The organism is Desulforegula conservatrix Mb1Pa (assembly GCF_000426225.1).
Classification (GTDB): Bacteria; Desulfobacterota; Desulfobacteria; order Desulfobacterales; family Desulforegulaceae; genus Desulforegula; species Desulforegula conservatrix.
Genome location: NZ_AUEY01000001.1, coordinates 188,836 through 208,090, shown reverse-complemented (window position 1 = coordinate 208,090; position 19,255 = coordinate 188,836). Strand labels below are relative to the sequence as shown.

At 41.5% G+C, this 19,255-nt stretch carries 13 protein-coding genes; 4 read left to right on the top strand and 9 right to left on the bottom strand.

The annotated features are described in order from the left end of the window. Positions 1 to 134: 134 nt before the first annotated feature. From K245_RS26130 to K245_RS0100985, 5 genes are read right to left on the bottom strand one after another with little or no spacing between them, the layout of a single operon-like run. Entirely contained in the window at positions 135 to 2,459 is a 2,325-nt protein-coding gene (locus tag K245_RS26130; protein ID WP_051283735.1) for an ATP-binding protein, read from the bottom strand. Continuing rightward, positions 2,460 to 3,566 (bottom strand): TRAP transporter substrate-binding protein, encoded by a 1,107-nt coding sequence (locus K245_RS0101000; protein ID WP_051283734.1) that lies wholly within the window; start codon positions 3,564 to 3,566, stop codon positions 2,460 to 2,462. It lies immediately after the preceding gene. Then, positions 3,563 to 4,702, bottom strand: coding sequence for a type 2 periplasmic-binding domain-containing protein (locus tag K245_RS0100995; RefSeq protein WP_027357815.1), 1,140 nt, complete (start codon positions 4,700 to 4,702; stop codon positions 3,563 to 3,565). The genes K245_RS0101000 and K245_RS0100995 overlap by 4 nt, the downstream gene beginning before the upstream one ends. A gap of 1 nt (position 4,703) precedes the next feature. Beyond that, the gene (locus K245_RS0100990; protein WP_027357814.1) at positions 4,704 to 5,456 is read right to left on the bottom strand and encodes an SIR2 family NAD-dependent protein deacylase; all 753 of its coding nucleotides are present in this window, start codon (positions 5,454 to 5,456) and stop codon (positions 4,704 to 4,706) included. Beyond that, the gene (locus K245_RS0100985) at positions 5,453 to 6,292 is read right to left on the bottom strand and encodes an MBL fold metallo-hydrolase (protein WP_027357813.1); all 840 of its coding nucleotides are present in this window, start codon (positions 6,290 to 6,292) and stop codon (positions 5,453 to 5,455) included. The genes K245_RS0100990 and K245_RS0100985 overlap by 4 nt, the downstream gene beginning before the upstream one ends. Before the next feature lie 646 nt (positions 6,293 to 6,938). Between K245_RS0100985 and K245_RS0100980 the strand changes: the two genes are divergently transcribed. From K245_RS0100980 to K245_RS26125, 4 genes are all read left to right on the top strand, one after another. Then, positions 6,939 to 8,744, top strand: a complete 1,806-nt coding sequence (locus tag K245_RS0100980) for an acyl-CoA dehydrogenase (RefSeq protein ID WP_027357812.1) — start codon at positions 6,939 to 6,941, stop codon at positions 8,742 to 8,744. A 247-nt stretch (positions 8,745 to 8,991) separates the two neighbouring features. Beyond that, complete coding sequence (locus K245_RS0100975) at positions 8,992 to 9,285, top strand: phasin family protein (RefSeq protein WP_027357811.1); 294 nt, start codon at positions 8,992 to 8,994, stop codon at positions 9,283 to 9,285. A gap of 195 nt (positions 9,286 to 9,480) precedes the next feature. Continuing rightward, entirely contained in the window at positions 9,481 to 11,181 is a 1,701-nt protein-coding gene (locus tag K245_RS0100970) for an ABC1 kinase family protein (protein ID WP_027357810.1), read from the top strand. 19 nt (positions 11,182 to 11,200) lie between these two features. Continuing rightward, positions 11,201 to 14,023, top strand: a complete 2,823-nt coding sequence (locus K245_RS26125; protein WP_051283733.1) for a PAS domain-containing hybrid sensor histidine kinase/response regulator — start codon at positions 11,201 to 11,203, stop codon at positions 14,021 to 14,023. 6 nt (positions 14,024 to 14,029) lie between these two features. Here K245_RS26125 and K245_RS0100960 read toward each other — a convergent pair whose 3' ends face one another. From K245_RS0100960 to K245_RS0100945, 4 genes are all read right to left on the bottom strand, one after another. Next, the gene (locus K245_RS0100960) at positions 14,030 to 14,392 is read right to left on the bottom strand and encodes a chemotaxis protein CheD (RefSeq protein ID WP_232223778.1); all 363 of its coding nucleotides are present in this window, start codon (positions 14,390 to 14,392) and stop codon (positions 14,030 to 14,032) included. Positions 14,393 to 14,931: 539 nt separating this feature from the next. Next, positions 14,932 to 15,516: a LemA family protein gene (locus tag K245_RS0100955; RefSeq protein ID WP_198013788.1), complete on the bottom strand. Its 585-nt coding sequence runs from the start codon at positions 15,514 to 15,516 to the stop codon at positions 14,932 to 14,934. 266 nt (positions 15,517 to 15,782) lie between these two features. Beyond that, a complete protein-coding gene (locus K245_RS0100950; RefSeq protein WP_156906664.1) occupies positions 15,783 to 17,768 on the bottom strand; it encodes a GIDE domain-containing protein in 1,986 nt (661 codons plus the stop codon). Between the two features lie 200 nt (positions 17,769 to 17,968). Continuing rightward, positions 17,969 to 19,198, bottom strand: a complete 1,230-nt coding sequence (locus tag K245_RS0100945; protein ID WP_027357806.1) for a methyltransferase domain-containing protein — start codon at positions 19,196 to 19,198, stop codon at positions 17,969 to 17,971. Between the last annotated feature and the right edge of the window lie 57 nt (positions 19,199 to 19,255).

Here is a 19,255-nt window from a genome sequence, read left to right as displayed (position 1 = left end):
GATGGTACTGCGTGGGTAGCTGCGTGGGAGAGTAGGTCGCCGCCGATTACTTCTTAAGCCTCAGTTGATTTATATGAATCAGCTGAGGCTTTTTTTATTTGTTATCTGTTCTCATCCCAAGTGACTATCCACTATTATTTATGGTTGTGTGTGAAAGGGATTCTGATTGTGAATTTAGTGCCCTTGCCAATGGCGCTGTCACATTTTATATCGCCCTTAAGGCTCTGGGTTACAAGATTATAAGTTATGTGCATGCCAAGTCCTGTACCACCTTCGGATCTGTTTGTTGTGAAAAACGGATCAAAGATCATGTTCGATATTTCAGGCGGCATGCCTTTGCCATTATCTTGGTAAATAATTTCTATTGTTCTTCCCTTAGGAACCACTCCTATGCTTATTTCTCCTGTTTCTTCCGGAGTAAAAGCATGAATCAGGGAGTTTAAAATCAAATTGGTAAAAATCTGTGAGAATGCGCCAGGATAGCTTAGTATTTCCAAATCATCCGGGCACTCGAAAACTATTCTGTGTCTGGTTCTTTTAAATTTTGGCTGAAGACTCATTATTATTTCATCCATATACGCTTTGATATGGAATTTTCTTTTATCTTCACTCGACTGGTCGACAGCAATCTTTTTGAAGCTGCTGATAAGATCTGCGGCTCTGTGAAGATTGCTTAGAATCATATTTGAAGACTCTATTACTGTGCCTATATATTTTTCCAGCTCAGACCTCGTCATCTTTCCATCTCTATAGATTGAGAGAATCTCCTCGGATTGCTTCTCAAGAAATGATGTTGCTGTAACTCCAATGCCAACAGGAGTGTTGATTTCATGAGCTATCCCTGCGACTAGGTTTCCAAGCGAGGCCATTTTTTCGGATTGAACAAGCTGCTTGTGGGTCATCCTGAGCTGCACGAGTGAGTCTGATAATGCCCTGTTTGTTTTTTCAAGTTCTAAGGTCCTTTGTGAAACCCTTTGTTCAAGTTCAGCGTTCAATTTGAGAATCTCTTCTTCTGCAGCTCTGTTTTGAGAGGTGTCCATGATGGAACCTTCATAGTAAATTAATTTATTATTTTCATCTTTTACTACATGGACTGACATCGAAACCCATATAATGTCACCTGTCTTTGTTCTCATTTTTGTTTCAAATCCGCTGATTTTTTCAGCCAATTCTATCAGCTCAAAAAAGTTTCTCCTGTCGTCTCTATCAGTGAATAGCTCCGTCGCAATGTTTGAAACTGATACGATAAGATCCTCTTCAGAATTGTATCCTAATAACGAGGCCATTGATGGATTAGCACTCAGAAACTTACCATTTGGAGAGGCCTGGAAAATACCTTCATTAATATTTTCAAATATGCTTCTGTATTTCTGTTCAGCCTGTTTCAAACCAGACAGCTGCTCGATTATTCGCTGCCCCATTTTTTTCAAGACATTGATTATGCTAACAAGTTCTATGAATGCTACAGGCTTTCCTGTGTATGAGTAATCTCCGGAAGCATAATGGCTGACGATTGTATTTAGGGTAAGAAGTGAGAATGTCATTCTTCTTGCGAGCACGTACACTATGAGTAGAATCACAAGAATGATGGCAACCTGGAAAAGGACAAGATCAATCAAGGCTCTGTCCACGAATTTGAATCTGAGGCTGGAGGGTTCGGATATTTTCACAATATATCTCAGGGGGCCTTTAGGGTCAGCTCCTGGTATCGAAAGCAGGGAACTCCTTTCTATGATCCCGTTATTTTCAAAAGCTTCTTTGCATTGCTCATTTTTAAATGGAGAAATTTCGACTTTTGCTGAAGAAGCGACTTTTCTTTCTGCATAATATTTAATTTTCGATAATGGGATTTCCGCTATCAGCGTTCCCTGAACCTCTGTTGTTATATCGAGAATTACAGGAATTATGATTGCTATGAATGTAGCATTAATATCATTGTCGCTGTAAGTGTTTTTAGTATCAGTATATGACAAGGAAACCACTCTGCCTGTGCTTTTGGGGTTTGAGTCTATGAGGGATTTGATATCTGTCTCTATCTGCTCATTCAACTTGAATGAGTCTGATAATTGATCAGTCGATACTGTAATATCTCCATTTATGTCGGTGAGGTAAATTCTTGAAACAAGGGGGAACGCATCAATGATCTTTTCAAGATATGCCGGAGCTCGTCCGCTGAGATAATGACCAATCCCAAGAGAATTTTTTCTTGTGGCCAAGGCAATATCTCTGTTGCTTGCAAGACCTTTGAGCATCGACACTGACAGGTCAAATTGGTGCCCGATATTCCCTGATACGCTTTCTGCAAGTATGTCCATCTCCTTAAGAGCGGCTTCTCTTGTTATTCTGTGTATTTTTCCGATAAGCCCGGTGGATATGATTGACACTGGAATTATGGCTGATAATAAAACAAGCCAGACAATTGTGTTCCTGAAACTAAGAAGGAATTTTGTAAATTTCATTTATGAAATTTCCGAATATATTAATGATCTTGACAGGCTGTATGACTCTTCTCCAATTTGATTCCAGGCCATACATTTTTTTTTGAAATCCCTGTAAGACTTGATGGTTTTGCCTGAAAGCTGATCCGAGTTTGCTATTTCATCGATGATTTGTGTTGATATTTGCGATAATTGCAAAAGAGTTTTATCATTGAATCTTTTGAGCTTTATTTTGTGTACTCCAAGTAAATTAAGAAGAGCATCTCCATTGTTTGCTGAATATTCAGTCCACATATTCAGGTATACAGCAAGGCACGCCTGTTTTATGATCTCCTGCAAATCATCATCCAGGCTTAAATAAAGCTCTCTGTTGATAATCAGTTCTCCAAGAGTTCCAGGTTCATGCCATCCGGGCCAGTAATAGTATTTTGCGGCCAGATGCAGTCCGATTTTTTGATCGTCAAAAGGAGCTATCCAATCAGCTGCATCTATTTCGCCTGATTTAAGCAATGCGAGGATCTTATCCACAGGAACCTTAATAGGAATTGCCCCTGCCCTTTTTAAAATCTGAGAGCCAATACCCAAAAATCTTATTTTGAGACTCTTGAAATCACTTATGTCATTGATTTCCTTGTTGAACCAGCCACCCATCTGAATTCCAGTGTTGCCGCAGGCAAATGGTTTGAGGTTGAAATTTTCATATAGTTCATCCCAGAATAACTGCCCCCCTCCTGATTCGAGCCATGCAATCATTTCAAAAGGGTTCAGGCCAAAAGGAGTGCTGCTGAATAGCTGGCATAATGGATGCTTTTCTGACCAGTAGTATCCTGTTGCATGTCCTAACTCTATTTCTCCTGACGAAACAGTATCGAATATCTCGAATGCTTCACAAATTTCACCAGCTCCATATACCTTGATTTTTATTCTTCCATTAGAAAGTATTTCAATGATCTGAGCTGCCAACAGAGCTCCGCTTCCTGCCCCAGGCAATCCTTTTGGCCACGCAGTCGCCATTGTCCAGGTGTATTCAGGAGTATTACGGTTATAGGCAGATGATATTGATGGTAAAACCGTGCCTAAAATGCCTGATATCTTAAGGAAATTTCTTCTTGTCAGATTAGAATTCATTTATTATGTTTTGCTACATCAAGATATGAAAGAGTTAATGACCTAGCCAGACTGAAAGCCTCGTCGCCAAGCTGCGTCCAGGTGGCAGCCTTTTTATAAAAGGCCCTGTATGAGTCATACGTTTTTTTAGCTTCCTGATTGGAGCTGCTTATGGAGCTGAGAATGCCTTTTGTTATTTTGGCGGTTTCCATGAGAATATTGTCAGGAAGTCTTTTAATTCTGATTTTGGGTATTGAAGTCAGGATTGGGGTTTTAAGACAATTGTTATATGTGTGGGCAGACATGGAAAATGCCATATTAGAATAACTGAGCCATTCAATGCCTGATTGGGTATGAGTTGGCAATGAGTCGAATAATTTTTTTTTTGTTACAAGGAAAAGAGATTCACAAGGGGTCTGCCATCCTGGCCAGTAGTAATTTGCATCTAACCTTTCAAAACCCAGGTCAAGGCTTTCGGCCGGGCTTATTCCTTCTATAGCGTCTATCTGTCTGGTTTCGAAGGCTTTTTTTGCTTCATGGATTGGCGTTTCAATAATTTCGGAGCCCATTTTTTCCAGAACCTTTTTGGATAGCCCACGAGCAATTATTCTTTTTTTTTTATAATCGGTCGAATTCGTGAGTTCTATGTTGTGCCACGCTCCTCCTGAAGCTCCTTTGAATTTAATGATCCAGGCTTTTAATCCCATTCCGGCTAATATCTCATCAAAAAAAAGCTGGCCTTGCCCTTGTTTAACCCATGAGATTGTTTCAATTAAATTCATTCCAAAAGGTATCCCGCTGAATAAATGCAGAATCTCTGGTAGATTATTCTCATAGCAGATATTAGTTAAAGCAAAATGTGCTGACCCATTTAGAACCTCGTCCACAGGTGAGACATTGGCCGATGGATTTATTTCAAAGTCAAAATTGCATATTCGTTTTACATTTGAAGAAAAACTGAAAATTGATTCATCTTTTATTATGCTGGGATGAACAGTCATTTTCATGGTTTTGATGTTTTTTTTTATCTGTGGCTGTGACGCATATACAGGCGTGATTGCAATGGATGTGGCTGCAAGGAGGGACGCTTTTATGGCATTTCTTCTTGATATAATAACTGGTTCCAGAGGGTTGCTATTTTGCTCATTCTTTTTCATTTTATAATTTAATAGCTTTAAGAAGATCAGTCATAATGATACTTGCTCTTCCCTGGATAAAAATATCACTTATGCCAGAAGAAAGAGCGGTTTTTTCAGGATTTATTTCAATTATTATTGCCCCTGATTTTTTTGCGGTAATGGGGATGGAGGCGGCTGGCTGAACAGTCGCTGATGTTCCTATGACAAGCATTATTTTGCATGATACGGCGGCTTCATGTGATCTTTGCAGGGCCTCGAACGGGATATTTTCACCAAAAAATACACAGTTTGGCCTGATATAGCCTCCGCAACTGCATTTGGGAGGCATTGAGCGGATATCGATTTCTGACATCTTGAATGCTTTGTCGCAGCTCAAACAGCTCAGATTTGCAAAATTGCCGTGGAATTCGATTACATCGTTGCTTCCTGAAGCCTGGTGAAGACCGTCTATGTTTTGCGTTATTACTGTTTTTAAGAGTCCCAGGCTTTCAAGGTCAACAAGAGCCATGTGCGCCTTGCTCGGCTTGGCCTTGTCAAGAGTCTGTTTCATTTCCTTCAAAAGCACGTCCCATACTTTCGCAGGGTTTTTCATGAACGAGTCAATATGGGCGTATTCAAAGGGATCAAATTTATCCCAAATCCCTCCTTGGCCTCTGAATGGAGGGATTCCGCTTTCAACCGAAATACCAGCACCGGTAAGGGCACATATATTTCCGAATTTTATGACTGAATCAGCGGCTTTATCTATTTGTTCGTTAAGACGGTTGCTCATAATTTGAATTCTGAGTTGTAGCCGACTCCAAAGCAGTCCATTTCAAGACCTTTCTCTGACACTATTTTTCGGCATTTTTCAACAATACTGTCCATTTCATCGTCGGTTCTTTCCCTATTCAAATGGAAAAGACCAAGCTTTTTAACACCGGCCCGCATTCCGAGTTCCAGCGCGTCAGTATAAGTAGAATGTCCCCATTCGATGCAGTGCTTGTATTCTTCAGGTGTGTATTCTGCGTCATGGAAAAGAAGATCCGCGTTTTTGGAAAATTCGACATAGTCATCCAGCTTAAGACCTCCGTTATGAACACAGCCAAGCTCATTATCCGTAAGAAATACGAAAGTTTTTCCGTTTTCGCTGAATCTGTATCCGCATCCGTTGTTCGGGTGACTCAGAGGAATTGGCTCAACCAAGACCGAACCAATTTTGAATGCTTCTGGACAACCATCTCGAAACGAAATATTTGCTTTGAGATCCGAGTATCTTACAGGAAAGTGAGGCGGTGTCATGAGCCTGTTGATCATATCTTCAGCATAGTGTTCCGGGAATGGACATCTGAATACGATGATTTCCGTTTCCTTGTTATATAATGGCTCAAAGAAAGGAAAGCCCATCAGGTGATCCCAGTGCGCATGGGTGAATATGAAATTCAGCTTTAGAGATGATTCTTTTGACAGACTAAGTCCGAGTTTTCTTATCCCTGTTCCAGCATCTATTATAATTACATCTCCGGAAATAGCCCTGATTTCAACACAGGTAGTATCTCCACCGTATTTAAGACACTCTTTGCCGGAAACCGGAATAGAACCTCTTGAACCCCAGCATCTTATCAACATGGATAGCCTTTCAACTAAGCAGATTCAGAAGCGTTAAATATTTGTTTGTAATGGGTGTTATGAGGCTTAACCCACAGTTTTTATTTGTATTTAAAAATGCGGTTAAATAATTTTAGGTATTATACACGTATGCAAGCATAAATAAAATATTATTATTTGCCCTGTTTTGTCAATTCAAGCTAAAATTGTTATGAGGTTGCCCGGTCAAATTTGTGGTTTTGCACGTTTTTGTCTTTTTCTTGGGTATAAAATATGATTACACAGTTTTTGAAATCGAGTCTGAAGTATTGACATAAAACTGTGATTAGCCTAAAAAAAAATGTTACTTGTGGACACTGCCATGAAAATTTGGGGTCGATTGCGCCTTAATTCGTTCATGTTTTTTAGATTTACTATAGAAACTTTACGTTGTTTGCTGTTCTCAAGAATTTGATCAAGACAGGCTTTTAGTCTTTTTAGAGTATGAGTGCTTCTATAAATGAGGATTATAGTACGATGTTGACCCAGCCCTTTAAGCTTTTGCAAAAAGGCATTTTTTAGAGGCGGCCTTATGTAATTGTAAAATAATGCCAGGATTGGCAAATGATAAAGATAGGGCACTTTTCTTATAATACAGTATTAAAACTAAATAGAGGAGAATTAGAATATGGCTCAGTTGCTTGCCGACAGAAGAGACGTGGATTTCGTTCTGTTTGAACAGATGAATGTTGAGCAGTTTACAAAATTTGATAAATATGCGGACTTTGGCAAAAAAACCATTGATATGATTATTTCCGAAGCAAGATCTCTTGCAATCAAGGAAATTCTTCCTACACAGATTCCTGGGGATGTTGAAGGATGTAAATTCGATAACGGCAAGGTTACAGTGCCGCCATGCTTTCACAAGGCTTTCGATAATTATAAAAAAGGTGACTGGCTTGCTGCTGCCGACTCTCATGAAGTAGGCGGACAGGGTATGCCAAAGACTGTTTCGCTTGCAGCAAACGAATTCTTCCAGGAAGCAAACGTTGCTTTCATGCTTTATCACGGCCTTACCCATGGCGCCGCAAAACTGATCGAAGAATTCGGCACCCCTGAGCAGAAAAAACTTTATATGAAAAAGCTTTTCTCGGGTGAGTGGGCAGGTACCATGCTTCTCACAGAACCGGGCGCAGGTTCTGATGTAGGAGCTCTTACTACTGTTGCAACAAAAAATGCAGACGGTACCTATAACATTTCCGGTAACAAGATATTCATCTCTGGCGGCGATCATGATATGGCTGCCAACTTCATTCATCCTGTTCTTGCAAGGATTGAGGGTGCTCCAGAAGGAACAAGAGGCATTTCTCTGTTTGCTGTTCCAAAATTCAGGGTTAATCCGGACGGAAGCCTCGGCGAGTTCAATGACGTTGTATGCACAGGCATTGAGCATAAAATGGGCATCCACGGCAACTGCACATGCTCCCTCACCCTCGGCGGTGCTGGAAACTGCGTAGGAACTCTTCTGGGCGAAGAAAACAAGGGCATGGCTGCAATGTTCAAGATGATGAACGAAGCTCGTCAGCTTGTTGGTATGCAGGGTTTTGCTGTTGCTTCAGCGTCTTATATGTATGCGCTCAACTATGCGAGAGAACGCGTTCAGAGCAAGCACATCACCAAGCCAAACGAGCCTGCTGTTGCAATTATCCAGCATCCGGACGTACGCCGCCAGCTGCTTCTCATGAAGGCTTATGTTGAAGGTATGCGCAGCCTTATCTACTATAGCGGGATATGCTTCGACACAATAGCAACTGCTGACGCAGAAACTGCTGAAAAATATAGCGGAATAATCGAAGTTCTTACTCCTATTATCAAAGGTTATATTACAGATCGTTCGCTTGACGTATGCAGCCACGGTATCCAGGTTTATGGAGGCTATGGGTTTATTGAGGAATATCCGGTCGCACAGCTTTTCCGTGACTCAAGAATATTCATGATTTACGAAGGCACAAACGGCATCCAGGCAATGGACCTTCTGGGACGTAAGCTTGGCATGAAAAAGGGGCAGGTCTTCATGACCTTCCTTGGTGAAATCAAGAAAATTGTTGAAGAAGCGAAAAAGACTCCTGGTCTTGAAGCCATTGTTCAGAAATTTGAAGCCGCATTCGGACGTTACAGCGAAATAGCCTTGACAATCAGCAAGGCAGCTGGCAGCGACAAGGTTCTTAATGCTTTTACCTTTGCCCATCCTTTCCTTGAAGTAACTGGCGATATTACCTTCGCTTGGATGCTTCTATGGAGAGCAATGACCGCTAAAAAAGCAATGGATTCAGGCGCAAAGAAAAAAGATGCTCCTTTCTACGAAGGCCAGATCAAAACAGCCGAGTTTTTTATCGAATATGTAATCCCGGTAACCCGCGGAAAAATGGATGCCATCGAAATAATGAATGGCGCGGCGGTTGAAATGGATGAAGAGTCATTCGGCGGCAAATAAGACCCGTTACACTCTTAGTTGAATGATTTTATTATTTTATGCCGCTGGAGCAAAACATATCTTGCTTCAGCGGTATTTTTTTTCGTAAAATAGAAATATTTGCACGAATAACAGGGTATATAGTTTATACCCTGTTATAATAGTTCGCATAGCTCCTTTCTCTTCAGGCCACTCCCCAGGCCTGACCGGTTATAGGCCGGGTTTCCCTAATTTTCATTTTAACCACTTTTTTTGCCGGAGGCATATCATGATCGATTTTATCAAGAAGAGTCTTTTAACAGGTATTGGCCTTGCTCTTAAAACCAAGGACGAAGCAAAGTCAATTGCGAAAGATATATCAGACAAGATGAAGCTTTCTGAGGAAGAAGGCGACAAATTCATGGATGATATGATGAAAAAATATGATGAAATGCGGGATGATCTTGAAAAAAGGATTGAAAAACGGGTTCAGTCCGTGATCGACAGAATGGATCTTGCCAAGAAATCGGATCTTCAGTCCCTTGAAGACAAAATCGCAGAGCTTGAGAACAAGACTCAATAGTTTCCCCTTGCTCCCGGATTAATGCCGGAATCTATAAGTGTCTGAAAATACTGAATGCCGGATCAAGTCAGGTATGACGATGAGGCTATTCTCTGACTTTTTGCAGTCTTAGGTCAAACCTAATAAATGCAATTCGAGTGATTTGTTTTTTTGTTCTTAACAATTTGTCTTTTGGACAGGATCTAATCCCTGGTTATGCTTAATATCAGAAAAATTGGAGCTTTGGGTCGGACTTATAGGCATCTGAACAGGTACAGGCAGGTATTGCTTATACTGGCTCGCCATGGCTTTGGTGATATCATCGAAAGTCTTGGAATCGAACAGTATTTTGAGCTGGGAATTCAGGCCTTGACGCTGGGGAAAAATCAGGCGAAGTCTGAAAAAACAGGCAGACCCCAGAGAATAAGACTTGCAATTGAAGAGCTTGGCCCGACTTTTATTAAACTAGGGCAGATTTTATCCACAAGGCCAGACCTTGTATCTGTGGATATAATGGAAGAGTTGTCTCTTCTCCAGGATCAGGTTCCTGCGTTTTCATCAGAAGAGGCATTAAAAGCCGTAGAAGATGCTTTTGGCAAATCTGCGAGCATTTTTTTCGATTATTTTGATGACACTCCCATAGCTTCTGCGTCCATAGGTCAGGTTCACAGGGCAAAGTTAAAAAATGGCGACGAGGTCGCAGTAAAAATCCAGAGGCCTGGAATACAGAGAATAATCGAGACAGACCTCGAGATTCTGCTTCATATGGCGACATTAATGGAAAACCATATTGAAGGTGCTGAATTCCACAGGCCCGTAAGAATTGTTGAGGAATTCACAAAATATATTGAAAGGGAGCTTGATTACGGCAATGAAGCTTCCAATATGGAAAAAGTTTCCCGCATGTTCAGGGCGGACGCGACCGTTTATATTCCTTATGTTTACAGGGAATATTCAACCATGTCCGTGCTTGTCATGGAATATGTTGACGCTGTCAAGATTACAGATCTTGACAAGATTGACCGGCTTGGACTTGACAGAAAGAAGATTGTCAAAAGGGGCTCAGATCTTGTACTCCGGCAGATCTTTAATTTTGGGTTTTTCCACGCTGATCCGCATCCTGGAAATCTCGCGGTGCTTCCGAATAATGTAATCTGTCTTTATGATTTCGGAATGATGGGCAGTATGGGAAGAAGTATGCGAGAATTGTTTCTTGAGCTGGTCGATGCTGTTGTTAATGAAAACCCCGCAAAGACCTGCGAGGTGCTTCTTGTAATAACAGAATGGGATAAGGATCCTGACAGAAGACGTCTTGAGACAGAGGCTGCGGATTTCATATCACGGCATTTTTATAAGACTCTCAGAGATATTCATATCGGTCTTCTTCTCAAGGAGCTTATTGAGATTCTTTCAAAATTTGAACTCAGGCTTCCTCCGGATCTTTTTTTAATGATAAAGGCACTGGCAGCTGTCGAAGGAGTTGCCCTGAGGCTGGATCCCGAATTCGATATGATTGCCCAGGCCACCCCTTTTGTCGCAAGGGCAAAGGCGGCAAGGCTTTCTCCAAAAAGAATTGCGACGGACATTTTAGGCCTTTCCGGCGATCTTTACAGGTTCATGCAGTTTTTTCCAGGTGAGCTGATTGCAGTATTAAGGCGCTTTCGTCAGGATAAAGTCGTTCTTAAGCTTGAGCTGAATGATCTGGATAAGATGCTCATCGCCCATCATACCATCAGTAACAGAATCTCGTTTTCCATAGTCATAGCTGCTTTGATAATAGGTTCAGCAATGATAGTAATGGCCAAGACGCCGCCCCTTTTCTACGGGGTTTCGGTTTTTGGAATAATCGGCTTTGGAGTGGCAGCAGCTTTTGGCATTTGGCTGCTTTTTGCCATTTTGAGAAAAGGGAGTCTTTAAACACTGGAGCAAGCCTGCCATGACTTCTGCAAAGACTAATGAAGACTCAACCGGGACTAAAGGCCCTTGTTTGAGCCTGGATTTTGAAAAGCTAATCACTTCAATGAAGCAGGGTTTTTCCCTGCATGAAATAGTCTGCGATCATGTCGGCAGGCCTTGTGATTATGTCTTTCTGTATGTGAATTCCGCATTTGAAAACCTCACCGGACAGAAAGCTGACGAAATAGTCGGCAGATCTGTAAAAACAGTATTTCCAGGAATTGAACCATTCTGGATTGAAACTTATGGGAAAGTCGCTTTTACAGGAGAACCGGTTTCCTTCGAACACTATACGGAATCCTTGAATGCCTGGTTTCAAGTTACTGCGTATTCTCCACAAAAAGGCTATTTTGCATGTATATTCTCCGAAATCTCAGAACGTAAAAGATCCGAAGAAGAGCTGAAGCTTTTCAAAACAATAATTGAGTCCTCAAGTGAAGCAATAGCAGTTGGCAAATCTGACGGCAGAATCATTTACACTAACGCGGCCCATCAAAAGCTGTTTGGTATCCCAAGGTCAAGAGCTGTTAATTCCAATTTCATTGAAAGCCTTCCGATTAAATCAGCAGAAATTGTCAGGAATGAGATTATGCCGACCCTTATGAAAGGTGACGGCTGGCAGGGAGAATTTGATGCGATTGGCTCCGAAGATTCTCTGTTCAGGCTTTGGATGAGGGCCGACACGGTAAGGGATAAAGATGGGCATATTATCCATGTTTTCGGCCTGATGCATGATGTCTCGGAAGCAAGGCTTATGCAGGCCGCAAAACGTTCCGCAGAGGAACGTCTCCAGACTTTCATGTCAAATGTAGATGATGCCGTTTATTTTTTATCTTTGGACGGGAATATTAATTGTTACAATCCCGCTTGCTTTAATTTTTCAGGCTACACTAACGAAGAATTTTCGGCGGATCCCAAGCTCTGGCAGAAAATCATGGATGCAGATGATCTTAAGACTATACTGAGCACAATTGAAAAAAGGCCCGTAAATTTTGTACTCAGGGATATTGAATTCAGGTCAATGCACAAAAACGGATCCTGGAGATGGATCAATACAAGGATAACCCCGGCCTTTTCGGACAAAGGCGAACTCATTGGCTACAATTGCATTGGCCGTGATATTACAAGGAATAAAAGGTCCGAAACAATACTAAGGATGATCAGTAAAATATCTTCCATATTTCTTGTCAGTGAGCCAGAAAGAATTTTCAATGATGTGCTTGGTTTTCTACTTGATTCCTTCAGGAGCCAGATCGGCTTTATAGCTTATTTCGAGAATCCCGACACTCCTGTTTTTCTTTCCACAGTGCCAAACGATATTTTTGAAGTATGCAAGATCAACGGGAAAATATGGTCTGGTTTCAATCTCTGCGCCCAGTCAATATCTGAGAAAAAGATTCTTTTTAAAAACGGTGAACTTGAATTCCCGGATGGTCATATAAGAGTTGAAAATGCAATATCAGTACCCATCATTTTTAAAAATTCCACCATTGCACTTGTCGTAATTGCTAACAGTTCTTCGGACTTTGGGAGAGAAGACAGAAACATTCTCAAGGCTTTAAGTTCTCATCTCGCCCCTGTGATTGAATCTCATATGAAAACGGTTCAGAAGGAGAGGGAACGAAAATTCTTTGCCGAAGAAAAGGAACGTCTGGAACTCCAGATCAGACAGACTCAAAAAATTGAAGCCATTGGCCAGCTTGCCGGAGGAGTGGCCCATGATCTCAACAATATGCTTTCACCCATACTTGGTTATTCAGAGCTGCTGATATGTGATTTTCCTGATAACCCTGATATCCAAAACGGAGTTTTTGAAATAAAAAAAGCTGCCGAGCGTGCCAAGGATCTTGTCAAGGATCTCCTCGCTTTCAGCAGGAAGCAGGTTCTTGAACTAATGACAGAAGATCTTAATTATATAATTTCAAGAATGGAGAGAATGCTGAGGCATGTAATAATGGAAAACATCCGGGTGGATTTCACTCTTTCTGATTACCCAATAAACATAATGGTGGACAGGGGACAGGTTGAACAGATTTTGCTGAATCTTGCTCTTAATGCCCAGGACGCCATGTCTTCGGGCGGTGTCTTAAGTATTTCGACAGCCATGGTTTTTTTAGATAAAAAAGTTCTTGATGCAGAGGGGAAAATTCTCAAATCCGGTAATTATGCGTTGCTTGAGATTCGTGATTCAGGATGTGGTATGCGATCTGAGGTTCTGGATCATATCTTCGAGCCTTTTTTCACGACCAAGAATGTGGGACATGGTACCGGACTTGGTCTTGCGTCTGTTTATGGCATTGTAAATCAGCATAATGGTATGATTGAAGTAAATAGTGAAGCCGGAAGGGGTAGCTCATTCAGGATTTTTCTGCCGGTTTCTGAAGGTTTTCACGGCCGCGCCAGCTCAGTTAATGATACGATGGATTCTGTATGCGGCACAGAGGTTGTTGTTCTTGTTGAAGACAATGAAATGGTAAGATTTTTTGTCGAACACGTTCTTAGGAGACATGGTTTTAATGTCATGGTTGCGGATTCATCTGAAAAGGGGCTTGATCTGGTTGAATCATACCAGTCGGACATTCATCTTATGCTGACTGATGTAGTTATGCCTGAAATGAGCGGCAAGGAATTTTATGAGCAGGCAAGAAAGCTGAAGCCAGGATTAAAGGTTGTCTATATGACCGGTTATGGTGAAGATGTCCTGTCTGGCCAGGGATTGATTGGTAAGGGGGACAGGATAATAACGAAACCATTTACAATTGCGGAGCTTGTTTCTGCTGTCAGAAATACCCTCGATAACTGATTGTTCCTATCGTTCTTCATGATACGGATACCAGTCTGCAAGTCTTAATTTGTCTACCTTGATCACTGCCGTTGTATTTGTTGAGGTGTCGAATATTATTTTTCTTCCTTTTGTGCCTCCTGAGTCTTCTGAAACGATTCGTACGCCAGCCTTTTTAAGTATGGCTGACGCAATGTGAATGTTTTCTCTGCCGATGTCAGCCGATGTCAAGTCGTGATTCATTGCGCCGCCAATAATCTGTGCTTCGAGGTTTTGTACCTTTGAGCCTTCTGCCAGCATCATCCTTATCAGTGTTTTTGTGGCCACGTCACCATAAATGGCCGTATTTTTTTCATTGCCCGGAGATTTGGGCATTCTGAAATGATTCATGCCTCCCCTTTTGATTTTTTGATCAAAGAGACACACTGATACACATGATCCCAAAACCGTTGAAATTATGGTCGGAATTATTGGAAGGTAAATAAAACCGGGCTTGAGAAAATACCCCGGCTGTTTTACAGTCTCTTTGTCTTTGTCCAAAACCTTCTCCAGAATCATTCCGCTTTTAGAGGTAATATATGTGCCATTGTTGCTATACAAATCAAAGAAAAATTAAGTAGTCAAGAAGGTACGAAAATTTGTGCGGGTATAGATTATTCATCTTTATTGGTGGTTCATTTATTTTAAAAACAGCATGAATTTGAGGTGTTTAATGATTATTGGGAATACGGGGCTATTTCGTAGCCCCGTTTATTATAAGGCCACCCATAAAAATTGCTTTTTTCCGCGTTAGCTGCGTCAGCGTAGTATTATAATCCTCATTTATAACCGCATAAACTCCGGTTTTCCGTTCGCCGCGTCCTTGCTTACACATCAAAAATTCTAATTTTCAGAGGTACATTTAAGCTGTGGCTGTAAGACCGGATAACTTATTTCTGTCCGGTGAAATTCACTGAAACATCTTTTCTGTGTTCTGGCTCAATCTCCCACAGCGTGCGTCTGAGGAAATTGAACAGCCTCGCCACAAGGATGTCCGGGAACTGTTCAATTCTGATGTTGTATATGTTTACGGACTCATTATACATTTCCCTCCTGTCCGCAATCTGGTCTTCAATTTCGGTTATTCTTGCGCCAAGTCTTCTGAAAGACTCATTTGCCTTAAGGTCAGGATAGCTTTCAATGACCGCGAAAAGGGATTTCAGTGCGCTTGATATGGCGTTTTCGGCGTTCAGCTTTTCAGTATCGTTTGTCGCGGAGCCATGCATGGACCGGGCTTTGATAACTGCCTCCAGGGTCTCGCGCTCATGTTTCATATAGCCTTCGCAAACACCTACAAGTTTAGGGATTTCATCATATCTCTGCTTGAGAAGAACATCAATATTGCTCCAGGTCTTGTCTATATTGTTTTTAAGCATGACTATGCTGTTGTATACGACTACTCCGTAGCCGCCGATCAGGGCCAATGAAAGCAGGAGCATAAGAATGAAGATCATGAAGAAAAGGGAAAGACTCATTTTCGCCTCCTAAGGTTGGTGTTTGATAAAAAAGCCAAAAGTTTTGAGGATATTATTCGGCAAAGTCTCTATTCTTTTTTTGTCTCAGGCACGCCGCTTTTGAAAAAAAGTTCCGCAAAGACTTATAGTTTTGGATCTAAGCTTGTTAAAACCTCAAAAAGTCTGGAGTCAAGGATGAAACAAATAGCAAATTGAGCAGTGATATGGTTTTAAAAATTAATGAGCTGACTTAAAAAGTCAGAATTAATAAGTACGGCTATATGGCTTTACATGATGCCATAAATAATTGCAGTTACCGCAAATACAACTGCTCCGGCAAAAGACGCTACTCCAAGCATGGTGAAACGTTTGGTTATCTTGTCCTCCATTCTGGTCGGAGCTATGATCATTGGCATTCCCGGGGTTTTTGGCTTTGAAAGGACTATGGAGTCTGCGGCTTCTACTCCATGGTGCTTACCGTCAAGGGTGTCCTTTAACACCTCTTCTTCCATCTCTCCTCGTGCAATGTCCCATTCTTCAGGACTTATTTTGCCATCTCCATTTGCATCATATGTCATCAAAGATGATTTGTCCTGTTTAAGGTCTCTCAGCTTTTCAAGCAGCCTGTCCTTTAAGCTGTCAGCCCCTTTTGCCACCGGAGAAACAAATCCAAGAACATAAATAGGACTGTTTTCTGCTATTATCTGTTCAGTCCATTTTTCGCCAGGGGGGATTGGCATGCTTGTGGCATTACCGATACCCATCATCATGAACATGCTCTGATATTCATCTTTTCTGATTCCATAAAGAGATGCGCCGTCCGGGTGAATAAGAATTCTTCCTGTTTCATCTTCCAGGTAAAAAGGGACAGAGCTCCTTGTTTCAGAAGCATATCTTGTCCATGCTCCTTTGGAGTTTTTCTTGAATTTTTCAATGCTGTAATACACGCAAGGCGCAAGGCTGATCGGTGAAACAAGGTTGTACTTTCTTACGGCTTTTCCTTTAAGTTCGGACATTCCCATTGTAACTGATCTTGCCCTGCTTGTTGGAATATTCTCAATCAGCCTTTTGTTTGTTATATATCTGAAACCGAACCATAGAAGAAAAACAGAAGCAACCGCAAATATGAGCCCTGTTTCCACGCAATATTTTATTAATGAGTCCATGATACCGGCAGCAAAACCGGATTTCCCCGTTTTGGCGGCAAGCATGAAAAAAATATACAGACCTATGAATGCCACGATTGCAAGAGCCTTTTTGTCAAGGTTTCTTGTAGGTTCATCAGGAGGTGGCGGCAGATGGCCCGAGTTACTCCATGCAAATGGATCTTCAGAAGGCGCGGAGCTTTTTGCCGCATTTGGCGTTTCAAAAGATTTTGCTTCGATATTTTCCGCAGGGTCTGGTATTGGGGGGGGGGGCGCTGATATGAAAGCATAGGACTCGGACAAGAAAGCGAGGTCTTTTTTCATGTCAGGGAAAGGCTTTAGCTGGTCCATGGTGACAAACAAATTGCCAAGCTTTGTGAGTTTGTCAGTGTTTTCTATTATTTCATCGTTCCCGCTGCCGTATGATGGATATGCTCCGGAAATCCTCGCAAAACCAAATTCCATATTCAGAATTAGTCTGCCTGCTTTTTCTCTTATTGCAGATATTATCTCATGAAGCTTTTCAGAGGCCTCGGGTTTTTTGTCGCCTGACGGAGAAATCCCTCCAGCCGGAGATATTCTTGCGGATCCCTTGAATTGACCCTCAGGGGAGAAAATATAGATATCCGCGATGGCATTATTGGCTATAAGTTTCTTGTATCTATTCCTTCGTATTATTGCCTGGGATGGCTTATCCTGCTCAAGCGCCGCTTTTTTCCCTGCGTCCTCTTTTATTTGAATTACTGCCTCTCCCTTTATATCCCCTATGAAAATATGAATCTGGTCATTGTTTTCAATGCCAATCTCTCTTGTCTGGGTAATAAAGTGGATTCCCGACGGATCAATTGAATAACCCGTGATTTTTTTTGGCACGTATCTTATTGTTCTGGCCTCGGGCATCAGCCAGTTCTGAATCTTTGACTGATCAAGAACGACGGCAGCCTTTTCAAGTTTTTGCCGGATTCCTTTCTGGAGGGTTGCAAAACTTGAGCCGGTAATTGTCTGGGCAGACTGATTCGCATCAATCCCGCTTTCCCAGAACAGGGTGCCTGACAGACTTTTCAAATCGTCAGCAAGGAGAACTGATTGTTTTATAATTAGGTGATAATCACTTTCTTGGCGGCTCAATTTGGTTTTCCCCAATTTATGCTGATTTGAAGTTTTGGCCACGTATGTTGCCAAATTTTCTTCGTTTTTGTCAGATATTATAATGGGCAATTATCAGATTGCTTATGCTCTCCGGCATAGTGACGTTTGTGCCGAAGCGCCATTGATATTGCATACCCTATATAAGGCGAGTTCTTTTTACAGGTGTTGTCTGTTATAACTTAAAATGAATCCAACTTTTCATATTCAGGATTCCAGTATTCGGATATGATTTCTATCTTATTTTGTCTGTATTTGTCTATGGCGGATTTGAGCCTGTCTGCTGCATGCTTAAAGTCTGCGGCGGCCCCTGTAAATCCGGATCTTCTGCCTTCGCTTGAAGTTGAGAAGAAACCGAGGAGACCTGCTTTGCAGAATATCATGAATTTTTCAAAAGTATTATTATTGTTTTTTGTTATTATCTCGGCAATTTTTGTGCCCTCGGAAAGCAGGCTTATATATGTTTCAAAGTCTGCATGGCTTATAAAATCCTGAGCCTGTGTCCGCTGCCTTTTCCCGGCGAACAGGAATGTTCTGAGGTCTTCCCTCGCGTTTTTGAAAATGGATGCAAGGCCGGGTTTTGCAAAAATGTGTATTTCCTTGAAAGAGAATTCGGTCCCTTCACCTTCACCAATCGCTTTTGTTAGCTGCCAATCAAGGCCAAGTCTGTTTTTTCTTAGCAGACTGAAAAAGGTTAGAAGCCCCAGATCATTGAAAGCTCCCTGTGAAAAATAAAGAGTCCCTTTATCACTTAGAATATTGGCGCAGGCCTTCACAAAATCGTCGGCCATTTCCCTTGCCGGACTAGAAAATGAAAAAGGATCCAGGTCTGCTGAAAAATGTTCTGCTGTGTTTTCCGGTATGATTTTAAGGAAAAGAGCGCTCAGACCTAAAATAAGATCCGCTTTGCGCGGGCTTTTCATTATTGCAAGATCTCTGTAGCTTGCTTTTACGAATTCTATATTATTTATGTTAAGCCTTGATGCCAGATGTCTGCCAAGGTTTAAGGCGTTTTCGGAAATGTCATAGACTATACATTCCGAGTCTTTGAATTTGGATGCCAGCCACAATGAAATAATGCCTGGGCCGCCCCCGATTTCTATTATTCTGCCGGGCTTGGAATCGAAGGCTTCATGGGTTTCTATTGTTTTTATAAGCATTTCGAATCTGTCTATGTCTGCTGACAGAAATTTTTTGCCCGTTTCTTCGTCCATGAAATATAGGCTTGCAATTTCAGGGGACATGGGATGGTAAATATCAAGGATTTCTGCAGGATCTATTCCTTTATTCTTGATTCCATTCCAGAGATCTTCCCAGAATTCATGGCTGTGAGGACTCAGCCCCTTGCTTATTCCCATTTCTTCAAAAAAAAAATCAATTTTGCTACTTGTGATAGATAAGAAATCTGCCATTTTTATACCACTTTGTTTGATGTTATCAGGATCAAATGTGGCCTTATTTTATGACAA

Coding starts and splice junctions, on each gene's coding strand:
- K245_RS0100955 (WP_198013788.1), bottom strand. CDS start 15,516: ATGAGTCTTTCCCTTTTCTTCATGATCTTCATTCTTATGCTCCTGCTT.
- K245_RS26130 (WP_051283735.1), bottom strand. CDS start 2,459: ATGAAATTTACAAAATTCCTTCTTAGTTTCAGGAACACAATTGTCTGG.
- K245_RS0100975 (WP_027357811.1), top strand. CDS start 8,992: ATGATCGATTTTATCAAGAAGAGTCTTTTAACAGGTATTGGCCTTGCT.
- K245_RS0100945 (WP_027357806.1), bottom strand. CDS start 19,198: ATGGCAGATTTCTTATCTATCACAAGTAGCAAAATTGATTTTTTTTTT.
- K245_RS0101000 (WP_051283734.1), bottom strand. CDS start 3,566: ATGAATTCTAATCTGACAAGAAGAAATTTCCTTAAGATATCAGGCATT.
- K245_RS0100980 (WP_027357812.1), top strand. CDS start 6,939: ATGGCTCAGTTGCTTGCCGACAGAAGAGACGTGGATTTCGTTCTGTTT.
- K245_RS0100990 (WP_027357814.1), bottom strand. CDS start 5,456: ATGAGCAACCGTCTTAACGAACAAATAGATAAAGCCGCTGATTCAGTC.
- K245_RS0100970 (WP_027357810.1), top strand. CDS start 9,481: ATGCTTAATATCAGAAAAATTGGAGCTTTGGGTCGGACTTATAGGCAT.
- K245_RS26125 (WP_051283733.1), top strand. CDS start 11,201: ATGACTTCTGCAAAGACTAATGAAGACTCAACCGGGACTAAAGGCCCT.
- K245_RS0100995 (WP_027357815.1), bottom strand. CDS start 4,702: ATGAAAAAGAATGAGCAAAATAGCAACCCTCTGGAACCAGTTATTATA.
- K245_RS0100960 (WP_232223778.1), bottom strand. CDS start 14,392: ATGAATCATTTCAGAATGCCCAAATCTCCGGGCAATGAAAAAAATACG.
- K245_RS0100985 (WP_027357813.1), bottom strand. CDS start 6,292: ATGTTGATAAGATGCTGGGGTTCAAGAGGTTCTATTCCGGTTTCCGGC.